The following is a 26,378-nucleotide window of genomic DNA, read 5'->3' as shown; positions in this document are numbered from 1 at the left end:
GCCCGAAGGGGGCGGGCCTTTTCTTGTCAGACCAGCAGGTTGAAGCTCTTGTTCAGCGGCAGCGTGCGCGCGCGTTTGCCGGTCAGATCGAACAGCGCGTTGCCAAGCGCCGGCATCGAGGGCGGCGTGCCGGGCTCGCCCGCGCCGCCCATGAAGCGGTTGGTTTCCAGCACCTGCACCTCGACCTGCGGCGCGGTGTGCATGCGCAGTGCGTCGTAATCGGGGAAGTTCATCTGCTCGACCTCGCCATCGGCAAAGGTGATCTCGCCGTAGCAGGCCGCCGACAGACCGTACATCATGCCGCCGAACATCTGCGCCTTGACGTTTTCGGGGTCCAGCGCCAGCCCCATGTCGCAGGCGATCCAGGCCTTGCTGATGCGGATGGTGCCGTCTTCGTCCACGACCTCGATCACCTGCGCGACGGGGGTGCCGAAGCTGTAGGTCAGGGCCACGCCGCGCCCCACGCCATCGGGGGTCTTGCCCGTCCAGCCGGACATGTCGCGCACCGCCTCAAGGCACCCGGCCGAGGGCGCGTGTTCGTCGCGCGCCAGCTCCAGCCGGAACTCCAGCGGGTCGCGGCCGGCGGCATGGGCCATCTCGTCGATGAAGGTCTCGTGGAAGAAACCGTTGTGGCTGTTTCCGACCGAGCGCCAGAAGCCCACCGGGATCTTCAGATCGGCGATGTGGCCGCTCATGCGATAGTTGGGCACCGCGTAGGGCTGGTTGAAGAACCCTTCGACCAGCACCTTGTCGGGACCGGCGCCGGGCATTCCGGTATAGCGCTCGACGGCTTGCTGCGTGCAGGATTGCGCGGCAACCGCACCGTCGATCAGCACTGCTTTGCCATCCTGAACCGCACCGCGCATCCGCGCCATCGCACCAGGACGGTAGTAGTCGTGACGCATATCCTCTTCGCGGCTCCAGATCGTCTGGACCGGAGTGCCGGGCACCGCCATGGCCACCTTGGTTGCGATTTCGCCGAAATCCAACTCTCCGCGGCGACCAAACCCGCCGCCCAGATAGGTGGTGTGGATTTGGACGGCTTCGGTGTCCAGACCCGCGGTGTTGGCAACGCGGAACTGGATCAGCGTGGGCGCCTGGTTGCCGCACCACAGTTCCAAGGCGTCGCCGGTGAACAGCGCGGTGGCGTTCATCGGTTCCATTGTGGCGTGGGCCAGGTAGGGGACGGTGTATTCGGCCTCGATCACGGTTGCGCCTTCGGGGACGGTGCTGGCATCGCCGTCATCGCGCATGGTCGAGTTCGGGTCCGTGTCGAAGGCCTTGGCGATCTCGGCAAAGATGGCGTCGGTTTCCGGTGGATAGGGGGCCTCGCCCCAATCGACCTCGATCGCTTCGACCGCCTTGTTCGCGAGCCAGGTGTTGGTGGCGATCACCGCGACGCCATTGCCCAGATCGACGATCTTTTCGACGCCCGGCATCGCGCGGGCGGCGCTGTCGTCAAAGCCGTTCATCTGGCCGCCCAGCCTGGGGTTCATCCGGACGCTGGCAAATTTCATGCCCGGAAGGCGCACGTCAACACCGAACTGGGCGGTGCCGGTGGCCTTTTCCACCATGTCCAGACGCGGCAGGGTCCGGCCCAGATAGCGCCACTCGGACGGGTCGCGCAGGGGCGCCTCGATCGGCTCCATCCGCGCCACAACGGCGGCCAGTTCGGTATAGGCGATCTTGGTGCCGTCGGGCGCGATGACGTGGCCCGAAGCGGTTTTCAACTGGCCCCGGTCGACACCCAGACGCTCGGCCGCAGCCTGTTTCAATGTCTCGCGGGCCGAGGCGCCGGCCGCGCGCATCCGCTCGAACCCGTCCTTCATCGAGGTCGATCCGCCGGTGACCTGCAGGCTGAGCACCTTGCCGATCACGCCCAGTGCCTCGCCCAGATTGTGCTGGAAGTCCGAGACGTCATAGCCCTTGTTGGGCAGGCTCTCGCCGATCAAGGCCGAGTTGTAATAGGCCGCCGCAGCAGGCCCGTGCAGAACGGTGACCTGATCCAGATCCACGTCCAATTCCTCGGCGATCAGGGCGGCCCAGGTGGTTTTCACGCCCTGGCCCATCTCGGCGCGCGGCGCAAACAGGGTCACTCCGTTCTGGTCGATCAGGATGAAGGGATTCAGGGCCGCTTCGCCGTCGCCCGGCTTCAGCGGGTTCTTGGCGGGGCGGTTGACGTAATAGACGCCGAAGGCGACGCCGCCGACGATGGCGGCGGACCCGATCAGGAAAGTGCGGCGCAGGATTTTTCCGATGCTGGCCATGGATCAGGCCTCCTTCATCTTGGCGGCGGCGTCGTGGATCGCGGCGCGGATGCGGGGGTAGGTGCCACAGCGGCACAGGTTGCCCTGCATCGCCTCGTCGATCTCGGCATCCGTGGGGGCCGGGTTTTCGGCCAGCAGCGCGGCGGCCTGCATGATCTGGCCCGACTGGCAATAGCCGCATTGCGCGACCTGATGATCGACCCAGGCCTGCTGGACCGTCGACATCGCCTCGGGCGAGCCGATGCCCTCGATCGTCGTCACCTCGCCCCAGACGTCGGACAGAGGGACCTGGCACGACCGAACCGCTTCACCGTCGATGTGAACCGTGCAGGCCCCGCAGGCGGCGACCCCGCAGCCGAACTTGGTGCCGGTCAGCCCGATCTCGTCCCGAAGAACCCACAACAGGGGCACGTCGTCCGGAAGATCGACCTGATGCGTCTTGCCGTTGATGGTCACTGAGGTTGCCATGGCGGATCTCGTTTGTTGTTGCGTTTCGCTGCTGACAAAATGATCTGAAAATGTCACGGTGTCAATTGACAAATTCAACAAAAAATGTCACGGGTCATTTCATGAAAGATGCAAATATCGATCCGCGTCAGAAGGCGATCCTGGATTCAGCGTTTCAGGCCTTTTCCACCTATGGGTTCCGCAAGACCTCGATGGATGACATAGCGCGCGGTGCGGGCATGTCCCGCCCGGCGCTGTACCTGCACTACAAGAACAAGAATGCCATCGTCCGCAGCTTGACGCAGGCGCATTACGCCGAGAAGGTCGCGGCGGTGGCGCAGGCGCTGCAGGGCGGCGGTACGGTGCCCGAGATCCTGATGCGGGCGATTGACGCCCAGATCGCCGGAATGGCAGCCATTCTGGCCTCGCCGCATGGGCTTGAGATGCTGGATACCAGCAAGTCCACCGCCGCCGACATCGTGGCCGAGGGCGAGGCGGCGCTGGCGGACCTCTATGCCGAATGGCTGACGCGCGAACTGGCGGCAGGGCGCGTGCGCCTGCCCGACGGTCCGGCCGAGACGGCGCGGACCATCACCGCCACGCTGAAGGGCGTCAAGATGACCGCCTCGAACGCCGAGGAGTTCGAGCGGCGCATCGCGCAGCTGGCCGCGCTGATCGGTTCAGGGCTCGAGGTCAGGTAACCCGCTGCCGGACCTTGTATTCCGGCCTGTCCCACAAACGGTTCTGCATGATGTCGCCCAGAATCTCGACGGAGCGCGTCACGTCCCCTTCGTCGATATACAGCGGCGTGAACCCAAAGCGCATGATGTCGGGCGCGCGGAAATCCCCGATCACGCCGCGCGCGATCAGGGCCTGCATCGCCGCGTACCCGTCGGCAAACCGGAACGAGACCTGACTGCCGCGCATTGCGGGGTCGCGGGGGCTGGCCAGTTCCAGATCGGGGCAGGTGGCCTCGACCTGCTGGATGAACTGCTCGGTCAGGGCGATGGACCGGGCGCGCACATCGCCCATGTCGGCCATGTCCCACACATCCATCGCCGCGGCCAGCGCGGTCATCTGGATCACCGGCGGCGTGCCGACGCGCATGCGCTCGATGCCCGCGCCGGGGCGATAGTCGAGATCGAAGGCAAAGGGGGCCTCGTGCCCAAGCCAGCCCGACAGGGCCGGACGCGCGCTGTCGGCCCAGCGAGGCGCCACATAGATGAAAGCAGGTGCGCCGGGGCCGCCGTTGAGATACTTGTAGGTGCAGCCGACGGCGAAATCGGCGTTGCATCCGGCCAGATCCACCGGAATCGCGCCCGCCGAATGGGCCAGGTCCCAGACCGTTAGTGCGCCCCTGGCGTGCGCAAGTTCGGTCAGCGCCTTCATGTCGTGCTTGCGGCCGGTGCGGTAATCGACCTCGGTCAGCATCAGCACGGCGACCTCGTCGGTGATGTTGTTGGCCACCGCCTCGGGGTCCACGACCCGCAGCTCGTAATCCTCGCCCAGCGAGCGCAGCAGCCCGTCCACCATGTAGAGGTCGGTGGGGAAATTGCCGTTGTCCGACAGGACCACCTTGCGACCGGGGTTGAGTTCGAGCGCCGAGGCGACCGCCTGATAGACCTTGATCGACAAGGTGTCGCCGACCACGGTGGTTCCGGGTTCGGCGCCGATCAGCTTGCCGATCCGGTCGCCCAGTTCCGTAGGCATCCCCATCCAGCCGGCCTTGTTCCAGCCGGTGATCAGCATCTCGCCCCATTCATCGGCCATCATGTTTTGCACCCGCGCCTTGGCGGCATGTGGCAGTGGGCCCAGCGAATTTCCATCGAGATAGAGGACACCCTCAGGAAGATCGAACATCGCCTTGGTGGCGGCAAAATCGGTCATCGTGGCCCCGCATTTATTTTAGGCTTGAAGAATTAAGGCCCGGCATACCTGCGTGCCGGGCCTTTGTCCAGCGATAGTGAAGCGGCGGATAGGCGCTCAGGTCTGTCCGCCCGCGATCTCGATGCATTGGCCGTTGATGCTCTGCGAGCCGGGGCGCACCAGCCACAGCGCGGCGGCGGCGACCTCTTCCGGCGCGATCAGACGCTTGTGGCGGTTCTGGCTCACCATCGCCTTGAGCGCATCCTCCTGGCTGATTCCTGCGCGCTGCGAGATCGAGGTGATGTTGCGCTCGACGATGGGGGTATCGACATAGCCGGGGCAGAGGGCGTTGAAGGTGTAGGGTTTGCCCATGAATTCCTCGGAATAGCTGCGGGTCAGCCCGATCAGCCCGTGCTTCGAGGCCGCGTAGGCCCCGGCGCCCGGCGCGCCACGCAGGCCAGCGATCGAGGCGACCGAGATCACCCGACCCCAATCGGTTTCCAGCATCGACCGCAGGCTTTCGCGGATGGTCAGAAAGGCGCCGTCCAGATTGGTCGCCATGATGTCGCGCCAGAATGGCATCTCGGTCTTTTGCAGCGTCTTGCCGATGGCGATGCCGGCATTGGCCACGCAGATCTGGATCGGTCCGCGCGCCTGCACCGCGGCGGCGATACCGGAAACGACATTCTCTTCGTCGCGGACATCCATGACCATTCCGGTGATGCGGTCGGTCGCGACCTCGTCCAGAACCTCTTGGCGGCGGCCGGTGATCGTCACGGTCGCGCCTTCGTCGGCCAATGCGCGTGCGATTGCCAATCCGATTCCCGTGCCGCCGCCGGTGACGAGCGCGTGTTTTCCTGTCAATGTCATTGCTGCACCTCCCTGTTGACCCGAACCCTATAGGTCTTGCGCCCTGTGACAAGACGCGCCGTCCCGTCACGTCAGAAATAATGCATAAATGCGAATATGTAATTCAGGGTGGAGCAAAAATGATCCGTAGAATGACAGTCGCAGCCGCCGTGGCAATTGTCGCGACGCAGGCCTTGGCCAGCGAGGATATCGCGGACCAGTATCCCGCGTCAGAGCTGTATTCAAAGCCGGTCGAAGTGATCCCGCATGTCTTTTCGGCAATCGGAGCGACCGCGCCGCCGACCTATGAGAATGCGGGGCACAACAACAACCTGTCCTTCATCGTGACGGATGAAGGTGTCGTGGTCATCAATTCCGGCGCTTCCAGTCGTCTGGCCGCCGCGCTGCATGACGAGATCAAGAAGGTCACCGACCAGCCCGTCGTTCTGGTCATTAACGAAAACGGGCAGGGGCACGCGATGCTCGGCAACGGGTATTGGCGCGATCAGGGGGTGGACATCCTGGCCCATGTCGATGCGGTTGCGGAAACCACCGAGAATGGCGACTTCATCCTGCAGGGCATGGAACGCTACAACAAGGACCGGGCCGAGGGCACGCGGGTCGAACATGCCAACCTGACCTTCGAGGACGAATACACGGTCACGCTGGGCGGTGTCGAAATCAAGGTGCTGCATCTGGGTCCCGCGCATGATCCCGGAGACCTGCAGGTATGGATCCCGCAATGGGACATCATGATCACCGGCGACATCGCCTTTCACGAGCGGATGCTGCCGATCTTCGAGCATACCTGCACCAGCTGCTGGATCGAGACCTGGGAAACCAAGCTGGAGCCCATCGCACCGACCTATGTGATCCCCGGCCATGGCCATCCGACCAATTTCGCGCAGGTCCGGCGCTATACGCTCGACTATCTCAAGGATCTCCGCGAGAAAATCGGCGCGCATATCGACGAGGGGGGCGATCTGGCAAGCGCCTATTACGTGGACCAGTCGAGATGGGCCCATCTCGACACGTTCGAGGAACTGGCGACCAAGAATGCCGGGCGCGTCTTCGAGGAAATGGAGTGGGAGTAACGGAGGCGGGCAGGCTGTGCACTCCGGGAGGCCCCGAGGGCGTCAGGTTGCAACTCCGTGGGGCATTTCATCGCGGAGAGGGATGTAGCTTTTGCCAAGAAAAGGGAACTTGGCTAGGAATTTTGCCATGAAGAGCCTGGCTTCATGCTTGCTGCTGATGGGGGCTGCCCATGCGCCTCGTTGACATTCCTCCGGTCTGGCTGGTGGGGTTTGCAGTTCTGGCCTGGCTGCAATCGCGCTACCTGTCGTTGGGGTTGTCGCTGGAGGGGGCCGTTACCGACCTGCTGTCCGGCCTGCTGATCGGTGGAGGTATCCTGTTGCTGATCCTCGCCGCGGTCGAGTTCCGCCGCCACCGCACCACGATCGTGCCGCATGAGACGCCGACGGCCATGGTGCAGACCGGTATCTACAAACGCAGCCGAAATCCGATCTATCTGGGCGACGTTCTGATCCTGACAGGCCTGGTCCTGCGCATGGACGCCGTCCTGTCGCTGGTCCTGATCCCGATCTTCGTCTGGGTGCTGGAACGGCGATTCATCCTGCCCGAAGAGGACCGCTTGCGCCGCACCTTCAGGGCAGATTTCGCGCGCTACGAACGCAAGACCCGCCGTTGGCTATAGGAGGAACGTCGTAGTGACCTAACGTTGCAAATGCTGCGCTTGCGAAATAATGTTGCGCAGGATACATCTTTGCTTTGCAACTAATACCATCGTTCGGGCACATCTGAACGAAATAGAATGGGGGACCCGACTGGTGAAAATAGGGACACCAAAGGAAGTATTCAAAGGCGAGAACCGGGTCGCGATGACACCGGACTCGGCGTTGCAGTTGCAGAAACTGGGCTATGACTGCGCCATTGAAGCCGGCGCAGGCGCGGCCGCCGGTTTCTCGGACGAGGCTTACGAGGCGGCAGGTGTCGAGATCGTCAAGACCGCGGCGGCGCTGTGGAAAGCGGCGGATATCATCGCCAAGGTCCGTCCGCCCACCGAGACCGAGCTCAAGCGTCTGACCAAGGGCAAGACGCTGATCTCGTTCTTCAACCCTGCGGGCAACGAAGAAGGGCTGGAACTGGCCAAGTCCAAGGGCGCCAACGTCATCGCGATGGAGATGGTGCCGCGCATCAGCCGCGCCCAGAAGATGGACGCGCTGTCTTCGATGGCCAACATCGCCGGTTACCGTGCCGTGATCGAGGCGGGCAACAATTTCGGCCGTTTCTTCACCGGCCAGGTCACTGCCGCGGGCAAGGTGCCTCCGGCCAAGGTTCTGGTCGTGGGGGCCGGCGTGGCCGGTCTTGCCGCAATCGGCACGGCCGTCAGCCTGGGCGCGGTGGTCTATGCCTTTGACGTGCGCCCCGAAGTGGCCGAGCAGGTTGAATCCATGGGCGCCGAGTTCGTCTATCTGGATTTCCAGGACGACCAGGACGGCGCCGAAACCGGCGGTTATGCCAAGCCGTCCAGCCCCGAGTTCCGCGAGGCGCAGCTGGCCAAGTTCCGCGAGATGGCGCCCGAGATGGACATCGTCATCACCACGGCCCTGATCCCCAACCGCGAGGCGCCCGAACTGTGGACCGAGGACATGGTCCAGTCGATGAAGCGCGGTTCGGTCATCGTGGACCTGGCCGCCGAGAAGGGCGGCAACTGCAAGCTGACCGTGGCGGACGAAAAGATCGTCACCGACAACGGCGTGACCATCATCGGCTACACCGACTTCCCCAGCCGGATGGCGGCGCAGGCCTCGTCGCTCTATGCCACGAACATCCGTCACATGATGACCGATCTGACGCCGAACAAGGACGGGCAGATCGTTCATGACATGGAAGACGACGTGATCCGCGGCGCGACCGTGACCTATCAGGGCGAGATCACCTTCCCGCCACCACCGCCCAAGGTGCAGGCCATCGCGGCCAAGCCAAAGAAAGAGGCCAAGGAACTGACGCCCGAAGAAAAGCGGGCGCAGGAGATTGCCGAGTTCAAGGCGCAGACCAAACAGCAGGTGACCCTGCTGACGGTTGGCGCCGTGGCGATGATGCTCGTCGGCGCCGTGGCTCCGGCCAGCTTCATGCAGCACTTCATCGTGTTCGTGCTGGCGGTCTTCGTGGGCTTCCAGGTGATCTGGAACGTCTCGCACAGCCTGCACACGCCGCTGATGGCCGTGACCAACGCGATCTCGTCGATCATCATTCTCGGTGCGCTCATGCAGATCGGGTCGGGCTCGTGGCTGGTGATCCTGCTGGCGGCTGTGTCCGTCTTCATGGCCGGGATCAACATCTTCGGCGGATTCCTCGTAACCCGGCGCATGCTCGCCATGTTCCAGAAATCGTAAGGAGGCCGGGACTATGGAATTCGGTTTCACGACTGCCGTCTATGTTGTTGCGGCTGTTCTGTTCATCCTGTCGCTTGGCGGCCTCTCGGGGCAGGAAAGCGCGAAACGCGCGGTGTGGTACGGCATCGTCGGCATGGCGCTGGCGGTGATCGCCACGCTCATCGGCCCGGGGTCCAGCCTGTGGCTGCTGTCGGTCCTGCTGATCGCGGGCGGGGGCATCATCGGCTATTACGTTGCACAGCGCGTGCAGATGACCGAGATGCCTCAGCTGGTTGCCGCGATGCACTCGCTGGTGGGTCTTGCCGCCGTGTTCGTGGGCTTCAACGCGCATATCGAGCTTGGCCGCGTGCTGGCCATGGACGACACCGCGCGCAAGTCGCTGGAAGGCTTCGCGGCTCTGATCGCCAAGAAGGATGCGGTCGAGGTGAACATCCTGCGCGTCGAGTTGTTCCTTGGCGTGTTCATCGGGGCGGTGACCTTCACCGGCTCGGTCGTCGCCTTCGGCAAGCTCGCGGGCAAGGTGACCAGTGCCGCGACCAAGCTGCCCGGCGGGCACGCTTTGAACGCGGGCGCCGCGGCGGTCTCGCTGCTGTGCCTGTTCTGGTACCTGGGCACGGGCGGCTTCTTCCCGCTGCTGCTGATGACGCTGCTGGCGTTCTTTATCGGCTACCACCTGATCATGGGCATCGGCGGCGCCGACATGCCGGTGGTGGTGTCGATGCTCAACAGCTACTCGGGCTGGGCCGCGGCGGCCATCGGCTTCAGCCTCGGCAACGACCTGCTGATCGTCGTGGGCGCGCTGGTGGGCTCGTCGGGTGCGATCCTCAGCTACATCATGTGCAAGGCGATGAACCGGTCGTTCATCTCGGTGATCCTGGGCGGCTTTGGCGGCACCGGCGGACCCGCGATGGAGGTCGAGGGCGAGATGGTCGCCATCGACACCGACGGTGTTGCCGCGGCGCTGAACGATGCTGACAGCGTGATCATCATCCCGGGCTACGGCATGGCGGTTGCGCAGGCCCAGCAGGCGGTCAGTGAACTGACCCGCAAGCTGCGCGCCAAGGGCAAGAATGTCCGCTTTGCCATCCACCCGGTGGCAGGCCGTCTGCCCGGTCACATGAACGTGCTGCTGGCCGAAGCCAAGGTGCCCTATGACATCGTTCTGGAAATGGACGAGATCAACGAGGACTTCCCGGACACGGATGTCGCCATCGTCATCGGCTCGAACGACATCGTGAACCCGGCGGCCCAGGAGGATCCGAACTCGCCCATCGCCGGCATGCCGGTTCTGGAATGCTGGAAGGCCAAGCAGGTGATCGTGCTGAAACGCGGTCAGGGCACCGGGTACTCCGGCATCGAGAACCCGCTGTTCTACAAGGAGAATACGCGGATGTACTACGGCGACGCCAAGGAGTCGCTCGACAAGCTGTTGCCGATGATCGACTGATCCGGCGGACAGGACACACCAAGGGGCGCCCTGAACGGGCGCCCTTTTTCGTTGGTGCAAACACGGCCCTTCAGGGGGTATGTATACGGCGGTATTCAGCTAAGTGCATGAAATAAAGAGGGAATTGATGTATTTCGGCTTTCGCGTATAGTGCGCGCAATTGCAGGAGCCGACCATGACGCCGATCACCGACCACCCCTTGCGCTATGCGCTGGCCAATGAGCTGCACGCGCGGCCGTTCCCGGCGACTTCGGCGCCCTGCACGGTCGTCTTTCTTGCCATCAAGCAGCCGGTGGCGGCGGTTGCGCGTGACAGGGATGCCGACCGCGCCCATCTGCTCGACCTGCTGGACCGCCACGGCACCCAGCACCCGCAGCCGGGGGCGACCCACTATGCGGGCCAGATCGGGCGGCACTGGCTGAAATGGGAGCAGCATACCGAGTTCGTCACCTACACGACGATCTCTCAGGGCGTCAGCGACCGCGCCTTCAACCCGGCGGATTTCGAGATCTTCCCCCCGGACTGGCTGGCAAATAGCCCGGGTCAGAGGATCACTTCAGCGATGCTGAGGGTCGTCGAACGGCCCGAGGATGACGACATCAGCAAACCGTTGGCCGAGTGGTTCGAGGCAGAGAGCCTGGCAGTTGCGCATGTGCTGGATGATGCCGCCATTGCCGCCAGCGACTTTCGGATAGACCCGGCAGGGCACATGCGGTTTGCGGTGTTCGTCTCGCCCGACACCGGGCAGCGAAGAACCGCGCGGATCATCCAGCGCCTTTGCGAGATCGAAACCTACAAGGCGATGTCGATGCTGGGATTCGCGCGGGTCAAGAAGCTGATGCCGCGTATCGGGGAACTGGACGGTCGCCTGACCGAACTGATGACCGAAATGACGGATGAAGCCGCGCGCCCCGACGAATTGTTGGATCAGCTGCTGTCCATTTCGACCGAGCTTGAAACCCTTTCGGCCCGGTCCTCTTTCCGGTTCGGGGCGACCGGAGCCTACGAGGCGATCGTGGAACAGAGGATCAGGGCGCTGCGCGAGCAGCGGTATCAGGGGCGCCAGACCTTCGCGGATTTCATGATGCGACGCTACGAGCCGGCGATCCGCACCGTGAAATCGACTGAAACGCGGCTGGTTGCCCTGTCAAACCGGGCGATCCGGGCGGGTGATCTGCTGCGCACGCGCGTCGATGTGGAGCGCAGCGCACAGAACCAGGCCCTGCTGGAGAGCATGGATCGCAGGGCCGACCTCGCCCTCAGGCTTCAGCACACGGTTGAAGGGCTGTCGGTGGTGGCGATCAGTTACTACGCGGTGTCGCTGGTCAGCTATCTGCTCTATCCGCTGACTGCGACCGGCATCAGCAAGGGGATGCTTTCGGCCGTCGTCACCCTTCCCGTCGTCGCGGCGGTCTGGTGGGGCGTCCGGCGGATCAGAAAGCGGCTCGAGACGAAACCCCACTGAGGCAAAGGAAAACGGCCGCCCGAGTGGAGGCGGCCGTTTTTGAAGCGATTTCCGGCGCGGGCTCAGCGGCCCCGGATGCGCGGATCCAGCGCGTCGCGCAGGCCGTCGCCCAGGTAGTTCACGCTCAGCACCGTCAGCGAGATGGCCAGACCCGGCCAGAACACCCGCTCGGGGTACTGCTGCAGATAGTCCACGCCGTCGAACAGCAGCCGGCCCCATGTCGGGAAGTCCGGCGGGAAGCCGAGGCCAAGGAAGGACAGGGCGCTTTCGGTGATGATCGCGGTGGCGATCCCAAGGGTTGCCGACACCATGATGGGCGACAGCACGTTGGGCAGGATGTGCCGCGAGATGATCTTGGAGTTGTTGGTGCCGATCGAACGCGCGGCCATGACGAATTCGCGTTCCTTGATGGCCAGAACGTCGCCGCGCACGATCCGCGCCGTGGGCATCCACGAGGTGATGCCGATGGCCGCGACGATCAGGATGAAGATCCCGCGTTCCAGCCCGAACGTGGCCGCCAGCGGCTCGCGGAACAGCAGCATCATCACCAGCAGCAGCGGCAGCAGCGGCAGGGCCAGGAACAGGTCGGTCAGGCGCATCAGCGGGCCGTCGAGTTTCTTGAAGAAGCCGGCCAGCACTCCGATGAACGAGCCCAGGAACAGCGCCAGCAGCATGGCGGTTATCCCCACCGATACCGAGGTCGCGCCGCCTGCCATCATCCGGGCCAGCATGTCACGCCCCAGTTGGTCGGTGCCAAAGGGGTGCTCCCAGCTGGGTCCCTGGTTGCGGGCGCGGATGTCGATCTTGGTCGGGTCGATGTCCCAGAAGAACGGACCCAGATAGACCGAGGCCACGATCAGGATGAACAGCATGGCGCCGATCATCGCGCCCTTGTGCGTCTTGAACTGATCCCACACGTCGCGCCACTGGCTGCGCGGAGGGCTTGTCAGCTCTTCCATCGGGCCGGCCGAGGGCAGGGCGGTCGAGGCGGGGGCGAGCCCTTCGTCGGGCACAAAGCGTTCCTTGTCAGTCATAGCGGATCCTCGGGTCGAGAATGCCATAGAGAACGTCGGCGATCAGGTTGAACAGAACGATCAGCACGGCAAAGATGAATGTCAGGGTTTGCACCATGGGCAGGTCGTTGGCCTCGATGGCGCCGATCAGCAGCTGGCCGATGCCGTTCACCTTGAAGACCTGCTCGGTGATGATGGCGCCGCCGAAGATCGACGGGATGCCAAGCGCGATGACGGTGACCACCGGGATCATCGAGTTGCGCAGGACGTGGACCATGACCACGGTGTATTCGCTCAGGCCCTTGGCGCGGGCGGTGCGGACGTAGTCCTGGTTGAGGTTGTCCAGCATCGAGGCGCGCATGAACCGGCTGAGCTGCGCGGTGATCTGCAGGGCCAGCACCATGACCGGCATGATCATCTGTTTCAGCTGCACGACGAAGCTGTCCCAGCTGTCGACCACATGGGTGGTGTCATAGATCGACGGGAACCAACCCAGTTGGACCGAGAAGATCACGATCACCAGCACGCCCGAGAAAAACGGCGGCACGGAAAAGCCCACCATGGATACGAAGGTGCCCATCTGGTCGAACCAGGAATACTGGCGGTAGGCGGAGTAGATACCGATGGGCAGGGCGATCAGAATGGCGACGACATAGGCGGTGCCCACGACCCACAGGGTTTGCGGGATGCGCTGAACCACGATGTCCATGACGGGCGAGCGGGTCTGCCACGAGATCACCCGCAGATCACCTTCCGAGAAGGTGGTGCCGAACATGTGGTCGATCAGAACCTGCGGCTCGATCCAGAAGAACTGCACGATCCATTTCCAGAACCGGACATGCATCGGCTGGCCGAGGCCGAGCGCCTCGCGCATCTTTTCCTTGACTTCCGGCGGCACCGTCAGGGGCACCTGCGCCATCGGGTCGCCCGGGGCCATTTCGAGTAGCAGGAAAATCACGAGACTGATGAACAAAAGCGTCGGAACGGCAAGGATCAGACGGCGGATCGTGAAGGTCAGCATTCAGGTGCGCCTTTGTTTATGAGTCTTTTTCTTGGGTCGAGATACCAGTGACCGCGCCCCGATAAAGAACGGGGCGCGGCTTTGCAAGTCTATCGCTTAGGAACCGGTCTTGCGGTGCCAGTCAGCGATGTTCCACAGTTCGCTGTCCCACACGTTCAGAACGACGCCACCCAGCGTGTTCGAGTGCGCCGACAGACGGCCGCGGTGCACCAGCGGGATCATGGCCCCGCCTTCGACCGCCATGTCGTTCAGCTTCTTGGCGATTTCGGCGCGGGCTTCCAGACCGGCAGTCTTGGCCAGTTCCGCGTGGAGTGCGTCGTATTCCGGGTTGCACCAGCGCGAGATGTTCTCACCCTGCCACTGGGTTTCCGGACGCGGTGCCTTGTCGCACAGCAGGTTGCCCAGGTAGGCCTGCGGGTCGGTGCCGTTGAAGGTGTTGGCGTACATCTGCACGTCGGCATAGAACTTCTGGAAGGTGTCGGGCGAGCCCGGGTCACCGCCGAAGAAGACCGACGCGTTGATGTTGCGCAGTTCGGTCTCGATGCCGATCTGGCCCCACCACTCCTTGATCAGCGCTTGGAAGTCCTGACGCACGGCGTTGGTCGAGGTCTGGTAGACGACCTTCATCGGAACACCATCCGGGGTCTCGCGGATGCCGTCGCCGTTGGTGTCCTTGTAGCCGGCCTCTTCCAGCATCGCCTTGGCGCCTTCGATGTCCTGCTTGTCACAGGTGAAGGTGTCCGAGTTGAACGCAGCAGGCGCCGGAACCCAGTTGCAGGTCACCTTGCCGGCCTGACCATAGCCGATTTCCACCAGCAGCGGGCGGTCGATGGCCAGCGACATGGCCTTGTAAACCGCTGGATCGGTCAGGAACGGGTGCGGATGCTTGGCCGTCGAACGCTCGCCCTCGGGCAGGTCGGGCGACGGGTTGGTCTGATTCAGCATGATGCGCTCGACCAGCGGGCCAAAGCCTGCGACCGGGGTGCCTTTGCCGCCTGCCTGCATCTGCGCAATCACTTCCGGCGCCAGCTGCAGGTTCCAGGCATAGTCGAATTCGCCCGTTTCCATCACGGCGCGGCCCGCAGCGGTTGCGTCGCCGCCACCCTTGAAGGTCACGGTCGCGAAGGCCGGCTTGTTCGGGTCACGATAGTTGTCGTTGGCCTTGAAGGTGATCACGTCGTTCGGCTTGAACTCGGTCACCACGAAGGGGCCGGTGCCGACCGGGTTGAAGTTTTGCTCGGTGCATTCGGGGGCCTTGGCGCCCATGCAGTTTTCGAACTGAGCCTTCTGGATGATCGGGCTTTCACCGCCCACGAACGGCCCGTAGGGGAACGGCGTCGGCTTGTCGAAAGTGACCTTGACGGTCAGGTCGTCCAGAGCCTCGACCGAGGTGACGCCTTCGAATTTGGTCAGCTGCGCGCAGCCGCCCTCGGGGTGCATGCAGTAGTCGGCGGTGAATTTCACGTCAGCCGCGGTGAAGGGCGTGCCGTCGGACCAGGTGAGTCCCGGCGCGATCTTCCAGGTGATCGAGGTCAGATCCTCGCTGACGCCACCGTTCTCGACGGTCGGGATCTCGGCCGCCAGGTAGGGCACCATGTTGCCGTCCTGGTCGTAGCGGGCCAGAGGCTCGATCACCAGCGACGCGGCTTCGACGTCCTTGGTGCCACCCGACAGGAACGGGTTCAGAATCGAGGGGGCCTGCCAGTAGATGATGCTGACATTGCCGTCCGATCCACGCTCGGCCATGGCCATGGGGGCCAGTGCCGTGCTTGCAATCGCACCAAGCAAAAGGGCTTTGATTTTCATTCTACACTCCATGTTGGACACGAATGTGTCTTGATTGTATCCGCAAAGTACGCGGATTTGGCGTTGCCGCTTTGGGTTAACTTTTTGAAATTGAACAGAAACGCAGGGCGCGTTTCGTATTTTGTCCACTCTCCCCCAGAACGGTTACGCCGCGTATCGAAACAGAGTTTCCGAAAATTGCAAGACTTGCCGTTGGGAAAATTGGCTATGCGTTTGACTTTCCCCGTCTGGCGGTCTTAGCGTTTGGCTCTCAATCAAGAAGGGCGACCAAAGGGAGCGCACTCGTGCTGGATCAGCCTATTGCCAAGATCAGAAAACTGCGTGTCGAGTTCCAGACCAAGGACGGACCTGTGGTCGGCGTCGAGGACGTGTCCTTTGACGTCTATCCCGGCGAAACCGTTTGTATCGTTGGAGAATCCGGCTCGGGCAAGTCGGTCTCATCGCTGTCGTTGATGCGGCTGGTCGAGTTCGGTGGCGGTGAAATCGCGGGCGGCGAACTGATCTTTGACCGGCGCGATGGCCACGAGGTGGACCTGTCGAAAGTTGACCAGGATCTGATGAAACAGATTCGCGGCAACGAGATCGGGATGATCTTTCAGGAGCCGATGACGGCGCTGAACCCGGTCTTTACCGTCGGCCGCCAGCTGACCGAGGGCCTGCGCATCCACAAGAACATGTCCAAGGCCAAGGCCGAGGCGCGCGCGCTGGAGCTGCTCAAGCAGGTGCGAATCCCCGAGCCGGAACGGCGGCTCAAGCAGTATCCGCACGAACTGTCGGGCGGGATGCGGCAGCGGGTGGTGATTGCGATGGCAATGGCCTGCGAGCCGCGCCTGCTGATCGCCGACGAGCCGACCACGGCGCTGGACGTGACGATTCAGGCCGAGATCCTTGCGCTGATGGACCGGCTCAAGCGGGAAACCGGCACGGCGGTGATGTTCATCACGCACGACATGGCGGTGGTCGCGCAGATGGCCGACCGGGTCGTGGTCATGTATCGCGGCAAGAAGGTCGAAGAAGGAACCGTCACGGAAATCTTCGAGAACCCGCAGCACGCATACACCAAGTCACTGCTGGCCGCGGTGCCCAAGCTGGGCGAGATGCGTGGCAAGGCGGCCCCGGAGCCGATGAAGCTGATGGGGGTCGAGAACCAGAAGATCGCGCCGATCCCGGGAACGCAGGACGTCCTGCTGACGGTCAAGGGTCTGACTACCCGTTTCCCGGTCAAGGGCGGTCTGTTGCGTCGCACCGTTGCGAATGTTCACGCGGTCGAGGATGTCTCTTTCGTTCTGAACCGCGGGCAGACGCTGAGTCTCGTCGGTGAATCAGGGTGCGGCAAGTCCTCGGCCGGGCGTTCGATCCTGCGCTTGGTCGAGCCGATGGCGGGACAGATCAATCTCGACGGCGTCGATATCATGAATCTGGACCAGGACGGTCTGCGCAAGGCGCGCCTGGACATGCAGATGATCTTTCAGGATCCCTTCGCCTCGCTCAATCCGCAGATGCAGCTGGTGGATCAGGTGGCCGAACCTCTGCGCAACTACGGGGTAGCGTCCGGCTCGGAGCTTCACGATCGGGTGGCAAACCTGTTCGACCGGGTGCAGCTGCCGCGCAGCTTCATGCGTCGTTTCCCGCACGAGATGTCGGGCGGTCAGCGTCAGCGTATCGCGATTGCCCGGGCGCTGGCCCTGAACCCCAAGCTGATCGTCGCCGACGAGGCGGTGTCGGCGCTGGACGTGTCGGTGCAGGCGCAGGTTCTGAATCTGATGATGGAGCTGCAGGCCGAGCTGGGGCTCAGCTATCTGTTCATCTCGCACGACATGGCCGTGGTGGAACGGGTCAGCCATTTCGTCGGCGTGATGTATCTGGGCCGCATCGTGGAACTGGGGCCGCGCAACCGCGTGTTCGAGAACCCGCAGCACCCTTATACCCAAGCCCTGATGAAGGCGGTTCCGATCGCGGATCCGAACAAGCGGAAATCGGAAAAAGATTTGAATTTCAAGCCGATACCGTCGCCAATTCATCCGATCGGGTATGATCCGGCACCCTCGGAATACCGCGAGATCGAACCGGGCCATTTCATCCTGACCACCGACAGCGGATATTGAGGTCATGCCCCAGCGCCTGACGCCGTTGGAGATCATGACCCGGCTGGTCTCGTTCCCGACGGTAAGCCGTGAGAGCAACCTGCCGCTGATCGACTGGGTCGAGTCCTATCTGGGCGAGCATGGCATTGACGCGCATCGCTGGCCCGATCCCGAGCAGTCGCACAAGGCGGCGCTGTTCGCGCATGTCGGGCCTTGGAAAGAGGGCGCTGTCGTGCTCTCGGGCCACACCGATGTTGTTCCCGTGGATGGCCAGCCCTGGGACAGTGATCCGTTCACGGTGATCGAGCGTGACGGCAAATATTTCGGGCGCGGCACCTGTGACATGAAGGGATTCGACGCGCTGGCGATCTGGGCGCTGGTCGAGGCGCGCTACCGGAGCCTCAAGCGGCCCCTGCAGCTGGCGCTGAGTTTCGACGAGGAAATCGGCTGCACCGGGGCTCCGCCGATGATCGAGGCGATGCAAGGTGTCTTGCCCAAGGGCGCGGCCGTGATCGTGGGCGAGCCGTCGATGATGCAGGCGGTCACCGGCCACAAGGGCGGCTGCGGGTACGACGCGCATGTCGTGGGGTACGAGGTGCACAGCTCGATCATGCACACCGGCGTCAACGCGATCATGGCTGCCGCGCCGCTGATCGACTGGGCCAACCAGCGAAATGCCGAGAACATGACGGCCGAGCCTTCGGCCCTTGCCTCGGTGTTCGACCCGCCCTGGACCACCTGCCATGTGGGCATGATCAAGGGCGGAACCGCGCACAACATCACCGCCAAGGACTGCCATTTCATGATGGATTTCCGGGTCGTGCCCGGAGAGGACCCGGCGGCCTGGCGCGATGCCTATCTGGCGCGCGTGCGCGAGGTCGAGGCGCAGATGCAGGCCATTCATCCCGAAACCCGGATCGACGTGACCGAGAATTTCTCGGTGCCGGCCTTGAAACCCGAACAGGATGGCGAAGCCGAGGCGCTGGTCCGCGCGCTGACCGGTGACAATGCGACCCATGTGGTCAGCTACGCAACCGAGGCGGGGCAGTTTCAGGAGGCCGGCTATTCCGCCGTCGTGTGCGGGCCTGGCGACATCGCGCAGGCGCATCAGCCGAATGAATTCATCACCGTGGCGCAGTTCGACGCCGGGCGCGCGTTTCTGGAACGATTGTTGGACAAGCTGGAAGGCTAGGAAATGGTGAATACGCGGTCAGAGAGAGTTCATGCCTATTTCGACGCCCTGACCGCGGGGGATGTCCCGGCGATCCTGGCGTTGTTCACTCCGGAAGCCGAGATCCACTCGCCGTTTCTGGGGGTGATGAAGGCTCCCGATTTCTATGCCAAGCTCGACGCGGCCTCGGCCTCGAGCCAGCTCACGGTTCTGGATGTGCTGTTCGGAGAGGACAGCCAGACCGCCGCGGCACGGTTCCGGTATGACTGGGTGCTGAAAAGCGGCGACCGTCTGGTGTTCGAGGGGATGGATCATTTCACCTTTGGCCCGGACGACCGGTTCACGGAAATGCGGATCTACTATGACACCCACCCCGTGCGCGAAGAGGTGGGTGACAAATACGCCTGACGGAACAGGCGATCCAAAAGGGGAGAGTTGGATATGCCGATCAAGAACCGGCTGGCGGAAATGCACGACGAGATCACCGGATGGCGCCGGCACCTGCACGCCCATCCCGAGCTGATGTATGACGTGCATGAAACCGCCGCTTTCGTTGTCGAACGACTCAAGGAATTCGGGGTCGATGACATCACCACAGGCGTCGGCAAGACGGGGGTTGTCGCTGTCATCGAGGGAAAGACCGACACCAAGGGCCGCGTTATCGGGCTGCGGGCGGACATGGACGCGCTGCCGATCGAAGAGGCCACCGGGCTCGACTATGCCTCGACGGTGCCGGGCAAGATGCACGCCTGCGGCCATGACGGACATACCTCGATGCTGCTGGGGGCCGCGAAATACCTGGCCGAAACCCGGAATTTCGACGGCAAGGTGGTTCTGATCTTCCAGCCCGCCGAAGAGGGCGGCGCGGGAGGTCTGGCCATGTGCAAGGACGGGCTGATGGACCGCTGGGGCATTCAGGAGGTCTATGGCATGCACAACATGCCCGGCCTGCCGGTGGGCGAATTCGCGATCCGGCCCGGTGCGCTGATGGCCTCGTCGGACGAATTCGAGATTGTGGTGACCGGCAAGGGCGGCCATGCCGCCGCGCCGCACGAGGCGGTGGACACGACGCTGGCGGCGGCCCAGATCGTCGTCACCCTGCAATCGGTGGTGTCGCGCACGGTCGATCCGATCAAGCGCGTCGTGTTGACGGTCGGCACCTTTCAGACCGACAGCGTCGCCTCGAACGTGATCGCACACACGGCACGGCTGCAAGGCACGGTGCGCACGCTTGACCCGGAATACCGTGCGATTGCCGAAGAGCGCGTGCGCCGCATCGCCGAGGACACCGCTTCGGCCTTCGGGGCCAGCGCTGAGGTGACCTGGACCCCGGGATATCCGGTGACCGTGAACTCCGAGGATGAAACGAAACATGCGGCCGAAGCGGCGGCGGCGGTCGCCGGCAAGGTGGATGACAATGTCGATCCCATCATGCCGTCCGAAGATTTCGCTTACATGCTTGAAGAACGGCCCGGAGCCTACATCTTTCTGGGGAACGGGGACACGGCCATGTGCCACCACCCGGCCTACAATTTCGATGACGATGCCATCCCGGCCGGCTGCAGCTGGTTTGCCGAGCTCGTGGAACGGCGCATGCCGGTGGCGTGAGAGGGGAGAGTGAGATGCCGATAAAGAACCGCCTTGCGGAGATGCACCAAGAGATTACGGCCTGGCGGCGGGACATCCACGAGAACCCGGAAATCCTCTATGACACGCACCGCACCAGCGCCCTGGTGGCGGAAAAGCTGAAGGAATTCGGCTGCGACGACGTGGTGACGGGCATCGGGCGTACAGGGGTCGTCGGCGTGATCCGTGGCAAGTCGGATACGCAAGGCCGGGTGATCGGGCTGCGGGCCGACATGGATGCCCTGCCGATGGAAGAGCATACCGGGCTGGACTATGCCTCGAAAACGCCGGGCGCCATGCACGCCTGCGGGCATGACGGGCATACGGCGATGCTGCTTGGCGCGGCCAAATACCTGTCCGAGACCCGTAATTTCGATGGCACGGTCGTGGTGATCTTTCAGCCCGCCGAAGAAGGTGGCAACGGTGCCGATGCGATGTGCAAGGACGGGCTGATGGACCGTTTCGGCATCCAGGAAGTCTATGCCATGCACAATGTGCCGGGCATACCCACCGGCCAGTTCGCGATCCGCTCGGGGCCTTTGCTGGCGGCTGCGGACGAGTTCGACATTCACCTCGAAGGGCGGGGCGGTCACGCCGCGAAACCGCATGAGACCATCGACACGACGGTCATGCTGTCTCAGGTGATCGTGGCCCTGCAAACGATTGTCTCGCGCAACGCGGACCCGGTCCTGCAGGGGGTGGTGTCGGTGACCGCGGTCGAAACTTCGTCGAACGCCTTCAACGTCATCCCGCAATCGGCGCGCTTGCGCGGCACGGTGCGGACACATTCGAACGAGCTGCGCGACCTGATCGAAAGACGCCTGACCGAGGTGCTCCAAGGGGTTGCAGCAACATTCGGAGGTTCAGCCAAGGTCAACTATACCCGCGGCGTTCCGGTGACGATCAACGCCGAAGAGCAGACGGGCTATGCCGAACAGGCTGCGATCGCCGTGGGCGGCAGCTGCATCGAGGCGCCGATGGTGATGGGTGGCGAGGATTTCTCGTTCATGCTGCAGGAACGTCCCGGTGCATTCATCGTGCTGGGCAACGGCGACAGCGCCGGGCTGCATCACCCCGAATACGATTTCAACGACGAGATCATCCCGATCGGATGCTCGTGGTTTGCCGAAATGGTCGAGCGCCGGATGCCGGCTGCCTGAATTCCCGAAGGAGAGAGAAGAGACATGCCAGTCAAGAACCGGTTCGCCGAGTTGCAGGACGAAATCACCGCGTGGCGACGCGATATCCACGAAAACCCCGAGATCCTGTTCGAAACCCACCGCACCAGCGCGCTGGTGGCCGAAAAGCTCAAGGAGTTCGGTTGTGACGAGGTCGTGACCGGGATCGGCCGCACCGGCGTGGTCGGCGTGATCAAGGGCAAGACGGATACCAAAGGCCGCGTGATCGGGCTGCGGGCGGACATGGACGCGCTGCCGATCCACGAGGCGACGGGGCTGGAATATGCCTCGAAAACGCCGGGCGCCATGCATGCCTGTGGCCATGATGGCCACACGGCGATGCTGCTTGGTGCGGCCAAGTATCTGTCGGAAACCCGCAATTTCGACGGCACGGTCGTGGTGATCTTCCAGCCCGCCGAAGAGGGCGGCGGCGGTGGCCGCGAGATGTGCGAAGACGGCCTGATGGAGCGCTGGAACATCCAGGAGGTCTATGGGATGCACAACTGGCCGGGCCAGCCGGTGGGCCGTTTCGCCATCCGCCCCGGTGCCTTCTTTGCCGCCACCGACCAGTTCGACATCACCTTCGAAGGGCGCGGAGGCCATGCGGCCAAACCGCACGAGACGGTGGACACGACCGTGATGGCGGCGCAGGCGGTGCTAGCACTTCAGACCATCGCCTCGCGCAATGCCGACCCGATCGATCAGGTCGTCGTGTCGGTCACTTCGTTCGAGACCTCGTCCAAGGCGTTCAACGTCATTCCGCAGAAGGTGCAGATCAAGGGCACCGTCCGCACCATGAGCAAGGAAATGCGGGATCTGGCGGAACAGCGGATCAAGGAAATCTGCGCCGGTGTGGCGGCAACCTTCGGCGGCACGGCGGACGTGACCTATATTCGCGGCTACCCGGTGATGGTGAACAGCGAGGAGCAGACCGAATTCGCGGCCGAGGTCGCCCGGTCGGTGTCGGGCGCTTGCGAAGAAGCGCCGCTGGTCATGGGGGGCGAGGATTTCGCCTTCATGCTGGAAGAGCGTCCCGGTGCCTATATCCTTGTTGGCAACGGCGACACGGCGATGGTTCATCACCCGGAATACAACTTCAACGACGAGGCCATTCCGGCAGGTTGCAGCTGGTGGGCCGAGATCGTCGAACGGCGGATGCCGGCGGCCTGAGGCAACGACGGGCGGGGGCTCTGGCCCCCGTCGCAGTCAGTGCTGGTTCAGGAAGTCAGTTCCAGATTCAGGCGGTCGCAGAGCGTGTCGATGACCGAGTCCAGCGCGGATTTCTGGGTGTTCACGCAGCCCTGTGCCGCCTTGCGCGCCTGCGCCAGGGCGGCGTCATCCTCCAGCCAGTGACCGACAGCCTGCGCAAGCTCGTCGGCGGTGCGGACCTCGACCGCGCCGCCGCCTGCAAGCAGCGGCGCGTAGGTTTCGGCAAAGTTGAAGTAACCCGGCCCGGTGATGACTGCCGCGCCCGCCTGCGCGGGTTCGAACGGGTTGTGGCCGCCGATCTCTTTCAGCGAGCCGCCAAGGAAAACGATGGGGCAGAGCGCATACCACGTTCCGGTTTCGCCAAGCGTATCCGCCAGATAGACCTGCGTGCGGGGTGAAACGGGTTCGCCCTTGGTGCGCTGCGCGCAGGTCAGGCCTGCGTCGGAGATCAGTTCAGCCACTTCCGCGCGCCGTTCGGGGTGGCGCGGGATGAGCAGCAGCAGAAGGTCGGGCCAGCGTTCCAGCAGGGCGGTGTGGGCGGCCAGAACGCTTTCTTCCTCGCCCGCATGGGTCGAGCTGGCGATCCAAACGGGGCGGTCTCCAATTTCCGCACGAAGCCCGGCCAGTGTTGCCTCGTCAACCGGCAGAGGGTCGGACATCGCCTTGAGGTTGGTGCCGGGCTGCACGCGCTTTGGGTCCGCGCCCATGGCGATCAGGTTCGCCGCCGTCTTGTCGTTCTGGGTCAGGAACAGGCGGAACCGGTCTAGAATGAAGCGCGCCGTGCGCGGTCGCTTTTTCCACCCTTCGACTGACTTGTCCGAGAGCCGGGCGTTGAGCAGGGCCATCGGGACACCGCGAGAGGCGCCCTCGACGATCAGGCGCGGCCATATCTCGCTTTCGACGAAAATCCCGGCATCCGGTTTCCAATGGTCCAGAAATCTCCGGACGGGCGCCGGGGTGTCGAGCGGGGGATATTGGTGCCGGGTCCGGGGCGGCAGGCGCTTTTCGATCAGGGCTGCCGATGTCGGGGTGCCCGAGGTGATCAGGAATTCGGCCTGCGGCAATCGGGTGCCCATGCGCTTGATCAGGCTGAGAACCGACAGGCTTTCACCGACGCTTGCGGCGTGAAACCAGATGAGCTGACCTTCCGGGCGCGGCAGGCTGGCATGGCCCAGACGTTCGCGTTGCCGTTCCTCCGGCACCTCGGCGCTTTGCAGCTTTTTCTTGACGACTGACCATGCGACCGGCGCGGCCAGGGCCGTGAAGCCCTTGTAAAGCGCGAACAACAAGGTGGGCCGGTTGCTCCGGTCCGTCACGTCAACCGCCCGTGTGACTCATGTGCCGGGTCATCTGCCCGTCGACCTTCTGGCGCGAATAGTCGAAATCGTGGCCCTTGGGCTTGTGCTCGATCGCGGCGCGGATCGCCCGTTCCAGCGGCTCTTCTGTATCGGGGTGATCGCGCAGCGGCGCACGCAGATCGGCCATGTCCTCCTGCCCGAGGCACATGAAAAGCTCTCCCGTGCAGGTCAGGCGCACGCGGTTGCAGCTTTCACAGAAGTTATGGCTGAGTGGGGTGATAAAGCCGATCTTCTGGCCGGTCTCCTCCAGCCGGACATAGCGGGCAGGCCCGCCAGTGCGTTCGGCCAGATCAGTCACCGTGTAGTTTTTCTCGTATTCGGCGCGGACATCGTTGAGAGACCAGTATTGGTCCAGCCGGTCCTCGTTGCCGATATCGCCCATCGGCATGACCTCGATCCAGGTCAGGTCCATGTCGCGCTCGGCGCACCATTCGGTGATGCGCGGCAGTTCATCCTCGTTGAAGCCCTTGAGCGCGACGGCATTGATCTTGATCCGCAGCCCCGCCTTTTGCGCCGCGTCGATGCCGTTCAGCACCTGCGGCAGGCGGCCCCAGCGGGTGATTTCTGCGAATTTCTTCTCGTCCAGCGTATCCAGCGAGACATTCACCCGGCGCACGCCGGCCGCATAAAGATCATCGGAAAACCGGGCCAATTGCGAGCCGTTGGTGGTCAGCGTCAGTTCCTTGAGGGCACCGCTTTCCAGGTGTCGGGTCATGTTGTGGAAGAACTGCATGATGTCCCGCCGCACCAGCGGCTCGCCGCCGGTAATCCGCAGCTTCTCCACGCCAAGGCGAATGAAGGTCGAGCACATGCGGTCGAGTTCTTCCAGCGTCAGCAGATCTTTCTTGGGCAGAAAGGTCATGTTTTCCGACATGCAATAGACACAGCGGAAATCGCAGCGGTCCGTGACGGAGACGCGGAGATAGGTGATGGCGCGTGCGAACGGGTCGATCAGCGGAGCAGTCATGCGCCATAGGTAAAGCGGAGCGGGGCCTGCCGCAAGGGCGAACGTGTTTTGGCTGGTGCGGCAAAGTTCCAGAGGCTAGGCTTCAAACCATGAGATATGCCGTTCTGATATCGCTGGGGCTTTTGGCTGGTTGCGAGGCCGTACAGACATCAGCGAGCCGTCAACCAGACGAAGAAGATCGGCCGCAGGAAGCGGCTGTAGAAGAGGTTGCAGAGCAAGAGGCCAAGCCCGCCCAAACGGCCGTTATCGTCGATCCAGGCTGGGAAGGGGCAAAGCGGACGATCGCCGGGCTGGGCGACCCCACCAAGCCGGGCCGGTGGATGGAAACGCCCTTGGTCAAGACCGAGATGAACGGGCGGATCGTGGTGCGCAAGACCGGGGCGCAGGCCTATGTGGCGTTGGTCCCGGCACCCGGCGCGGCGGGGGCGGGCAGCCGGTTGTCCTTTGACGCGATGAAGGCGTTGCTGGTGCCATTGGACGAGCTGGTCGAACTGGACGTCTATTCCAACTGATATTTCAGGTACTTGGCCGCTTCCTTGCGGGCGAACGGCTTCATGGCGTCACCGTGCGTTTCCAGAAAGGCGCGCGTGCGGGCCGGGTCGTGCTTGGACAGATCCCGCAACCACCACGCGATGGCTTTCTGAATGAACCAGTCGCGGTCGGCGACATAGCTTGCCGCCCAGCCCAAGATACGGTCGCGACGTTCAAGGTCCTCGGGTTTGGGGTGGTTCTGCTTGGTCCAGGGCAAAGTCGCGACAAGCACCGCGCGACGGGTCCACATGTGATCGGAACGGGTCCAGCCTTCGACGTCGTCCAGCCGGGCAGGATCGGCGACCAAGCGTTTCTGCATCGCCATGCAGGCGTGGTCGGCGACCGCCCAGCCGTCGAAATCCGGCAGCCAGCTCTGCAACAGTTCCCATGCTGCGTCATCTGGCCCAATGCGGGCTTGCGTGAGCAGCTTGGCCGCGGCCACGCGTGCCTCGTGAATATCCGTCTTCCACAGGGCATCGGCCAACTCCACGCGCTCGGGAACGCCCAGTTCCTGCCGCCATGCCTTTGTCAGCTCGTTGAGCATCGGGTTCGGCACGCCAAGATAGGTCCGGTCGGCCTTGTGATAGGCCGCCATCTGCCCGGCGCGTCCAGGGTCGGCATGGGCCTTGATCTGATCGAGGTGGGCTTCGAGCATGA

The 26,378-nt window shown here is 63.4% G+C and carries 23 protein-coding genes; 13 read left to right on the top strand and 10 right to left on the bottom strand.

Annotation, left to right across the window (positions count from 1 at the left end; translation table 11 throughout):
• Positions 1–26: 26 nt before the first annotated feature.
• On the bottom strand, positions 27–2,267 hold the full coding sequence (locus tag AVO45_RS12960; protein ID WP_068347591.1) for a xanthine dehydrogenase family protein molybdopterin-binding subunit: 2,241 nt from the start codon (positions 2,265–2,267) through the stop codon (positions 27–29).
• Positions 2,268–2,270: 3 nt separating this feature from the next.
• Complete coding sequence (locus tag AVO45_RS12955; RefSeq protein ID WP_068347589.1) at positions 2,271–2,735, bottom strand: (2Fe-2S)-binding protein; 465 nt, start codon at positions 2,733–2,735, stop codon at positions 2,271–2,273.
• Positions 2,736–2,836: 101 nt separating this feature from the next.
• Here AVO45_RS12955 and AVO45_RS12950 point away from each other — a divergent pair, with 101 nt between their 5' ends.
• The gene (locus tag AVO45_RS12950) at positions 2,837–3,415 is read left to right on the top strand and encodes a TetR/AcrR family transcriptional regulator (RefSeq protein ID WP_068347587.1); all 579 of its coding nucleotides are present in this window, start codon (positions 2,837–2,839) and stop codon (positions 3,413–3,415) included.
• Here the strand turns inward: AVO45_RS12950 and kynU are convergent.
• The gene (kynU, locus tag AVO45_RS12945) at positions 3,408–4,601 is read right to left on the bottom strand and encodes a kynureninase (RefSeq protein ID WP_068347586.1); all 1,194 of its coding nucleotides are present in this window, start codon (positions 4,599–4,601) and stop codon (positions 3,408–3,410) included. The genes AVO45_RS12950 and kynU overlap by 8 nt on opposite strands.
• 96 nt (positions 4,602–4,697) lie before the next feature.
• Positions 4,698–5,450: an SDR family NAD(P)-dependent oxidoreductase gene (locus AVO45_RS12940; RefSeq protein ID WP_068347584.1), complete on the bottom strand. Its 753-nt coding sequence runs from the start codon at positions 5,448–5,450 to the stop codon at positions 4,698–4,700.
• A gap of 131 nt (positions 5,451–5,581) precedes the next feature.
• On the opposite strand from AVO45_RS12940, the gene AVO45_RS12935 reads away from it, so the two are divergent.
• From AVO45_RS12935 to AVO45_RS12915, 5 genes are all read left to right on the top strand, one after another.
• Entirely contained in the window at positions 5,582–6,523 is a 942-nt protein-coding gene (locus tag AVO45_RS12935; protein ID WP_099045732.1) for an MBL fold metallo-hydrolase, read from the top strand.
• 170 nt (positions 6,524–6,693) lie between these two features.
• Positions 6,694–7,143: a methyltransferase family protein gene (locus tag AVO45_RS12930; RefSeq protein WP_068347579.1), complete on the top strand. Its 450-nt coding sequence runs from the start codon at positions 6,694–6,696 to the stop codon at positions 7,141–7,143.
• 133 nt (positions 7,144–7,276) lie between these two features.
• Positions 7,277–8,845, top strand: coding sequence for a Re/Si-specific NAD(P)(+) transhydrogenase subunit alpha (locus AVO45_RS12925; protein ID WP_068347578.1), 1,569 nt, complete (start codon positions 7,277–7,279; stop codon positions 8,843–8,845).
• A gap of 13 nt (positions 8,846–8,858) precedes the next feature.
• Positions 8,859–10,292: an NAD(P)(+) transhydrogenase (Re/Si-specific) subunit beta gene (locus AVO45_RS12920; RefSeq protein ID WP_068347576.1), complete on the top strand. Its 1,434-nt coding sequence runs from the start codon at positions 8,859–8,861 to the stop codon at positions 10,290–10,292.
• Positions 10,293–10,467: 175 nt separating this feature from the next.
• Positions 10,468–11,757, top strand: coding sequence for a DUF3422 family protein (locus AVO45_RS12915; RefSeq protein WP_068347568.1), 1,290 nt, complete (start codon positions 10,468–10,470; stop codon positions 11,755–11,757).
• 62 nt (positions 11,758–11,819) lie between these two features.
• Here AVO45_RS12915 and AVO45_RS12910 read toward each other — a convergent pair whose 3' ends face one another.
• The 3 genes from AVO45_RS12910 to AVO45_RS12900 form a co-directional block, all read right to left on the bottom strand.
• Positions 11,820–12,791 (bottom strand): ABC transporter permease, encoded by a 972-nt coding sequence (locus AVO45_RS12910; RefSeq protein WP_068347566.1) that lies wholly within the window; start codon positions 12,789–12,791, stop codon positions 11,820–11,822.
• Positions 12,784–13,791: an ABC transporter permease gene (locus tag AVO45_RS12905; protein ID WP_068347565.1), complete on the bottom strand. Its 1,008-nt coding sequence runs from the start codon at positions 13,789–13,791 to the stop codon at positions 12,784–12,786. The genes AVO45_RS12910 and AVO45_RS12905 overlap by 8 nt, the downstream gene beginning before the upstream one ends.
• Before the next feature lie 96 nt (positions 13,792–13,887).
• Positions 13,888–15,597 (bottom strand): peptide ABC transporter substrate-binding protein, encoded by a 1,710-nt coding sequence (locus AVO45_RS12900; protein WP_068347564.1) that lies wholly within the window; start codon positions 15,595–15,597, stop codon positions 13,888–13,890.
• A gap of 227 nt (positions 15,598–15,824) precedes the next feature.
• Here AVO45_RS12900 and AVO45_RS12895 point away from each other — a divergent pair, with 227 nt between their 5' ends.
• Genes AVO45_RS12895 through AVO45_RS12870 form a run of 6 tightly spaced genes read left to right on the top strand, consistent with a single transcriptional unit; the run spans position 15,825 to position 22,826 of the window.
• Positions 15,825–17,702, top strand: a complete 1,878-nt coding sequence (locus tag AVO45_RS12895; protein WP_082688792.1) for an ABC transporter ATP-binding protein — start codon at positions 15,825–15,827, stop codon at positions 17,700–17,702.
• Between the two features lie 4 nt (positions 17,703–17,706).
• Positions 17,707–18,873 (top strand): acetylornithine deacetylase, encoded by a 1,167-nt coding sequence (gene argE / locus AVO45_RS12890; RefSeq protein WP_068347562.1) that lies wholly within the window; start codon positions 17,707–17,709, stop codon positions 18,871–18,873.
• Between the two features lie 3 nt (positions 18,874–18,876).
• The gene (locus AVO45_RS12885; RefSeq protein ID WP_068347560.1) at positions 18,877–19,260 is read left to right on the top strand and encodes a nuclear transport factor 2 family protein; all 384 of its coding nucleotides are present in this window, start codon (positions 18,877–18,879) and stop codon (positions 19,258–19,260) included.
• Positions 19,261–19,293: 33 nt separating this feature from the next.
• Positions 19,294–20,460: a M20 aminoacylase family protein gene (locus tag AVO45_RS12880; protein WP_068347554.1), complete on the top strand. Its 1,167-nt coding sequence runs from the start codon at positions 19,294–19,296 to the stop codon at positions 20,458–20,460.
• A 14-nt stretch (positions 20,461–20,474) separates the two neighbouring features.
• Positions 20,475–21,638 carry a M20 aminoacylase family protein gene (locus AVO45_RS12875; RefSeq protein ID WP_068347553.1) on the top strand — a complete coding sequence of 388 codons (1,164 nt, stop codon included), beginning with the start codon at positions 20,475–20,477 and terminating at the stop codon, positions 21,636–21,638.
• Between the two features lie 24 nt (positions 21,639–21,662).
• Positions 21,663–22,826 (top strand): M20 aminoacylase family protein, encoded by a 1,164-nt coding sequence (locus tag AVO45_RS12870; protein WP_068347551.1) that lies wholly within the window; start codon positions 21,663–21,665, stop codon positions 22,824–22,826.
• 47 nt (positions 22,827–22,873) lie between these two features.
• On the opposite strand, the gene AVO45_RS12865 is transcribed toward AVO45_RS12870, so the two are convergent.
• Both AVO45_RS12865 and moaA read right to left on the bottom strand, forming a co-directional pair.
• Positions 22,874–24,181: a 3-deoxy-D-manno-octulosonic acid transferase gene (locus tag AVO45_RS12865; protein WP_068347549.1), complete on the bottom strand. Its 1,308-nt coding sequence runs from the start codon at positions 24,179–24,181 to the stop codon at positions 22,874–22,876.
• Between the two features lies 1 nt (position 24,182).
• Complete coding sequence (moaA, locus tag AVO45_RS12860; RefSeq protein WP_068347547.1) at positions 24,183–25,190, bottom strand: GTP 3',8-cyclase MoaA; 1,008 nt, start codon at positions 25,188–25,190, stop codon at positions 24,183–24,185.
• Positions 25,191–25,279: 89 nt separating this feature from the next.
• Here moaA and AVO45_RS12855 point away from each other — a divergent pair, with 89 nt between their 5' ends.
• Positions 25,280–25,702: a hypothetical protein gene (locus AVO45_RS12855; RefSeq protein ID WP_068347545.1), complete on the top strand. Its 423-nt coding sequence runs from the start codon at positions 25,280–25,282 to the stop codon at positions 25,700–25,702.
• On the opposite strand, the gene AVO45_RS12850 is transcribed toward AVO45_RS12855, so the two are convergent.
• Complete coding sequence (locus AVO45_RS12850) at positions 25,690–26,376, bottom strand: DNA alkylation repair protein (RefSeq protein ID WP_068347543.1); 687 nt, start codon at positions 26,374–26,376, stop codon at positions 25,690–25,692. The two genes, AVO45_RS12855 and AVO45_RS12850, sit on opposite strands and share 13 nt — an antisense overlap.
• Positions 26,377–26,378 lie beyond the last annotated feature (2 nt).

This window comes from Ruegeria marisrubri (assembly GCF_001507595.1).
Classification (GTDB): Bacteria; Pseudomonadota; Alphaproteobacteria; order Rhodobacterales; family Rhodobacteraceae; genus Ruegeria; species Ruegeria marisrubri.
Note: the sequence above shows the minus strand (reverse complement) of the source record. Positions and strands in the feature narration are given on the sequence as shown.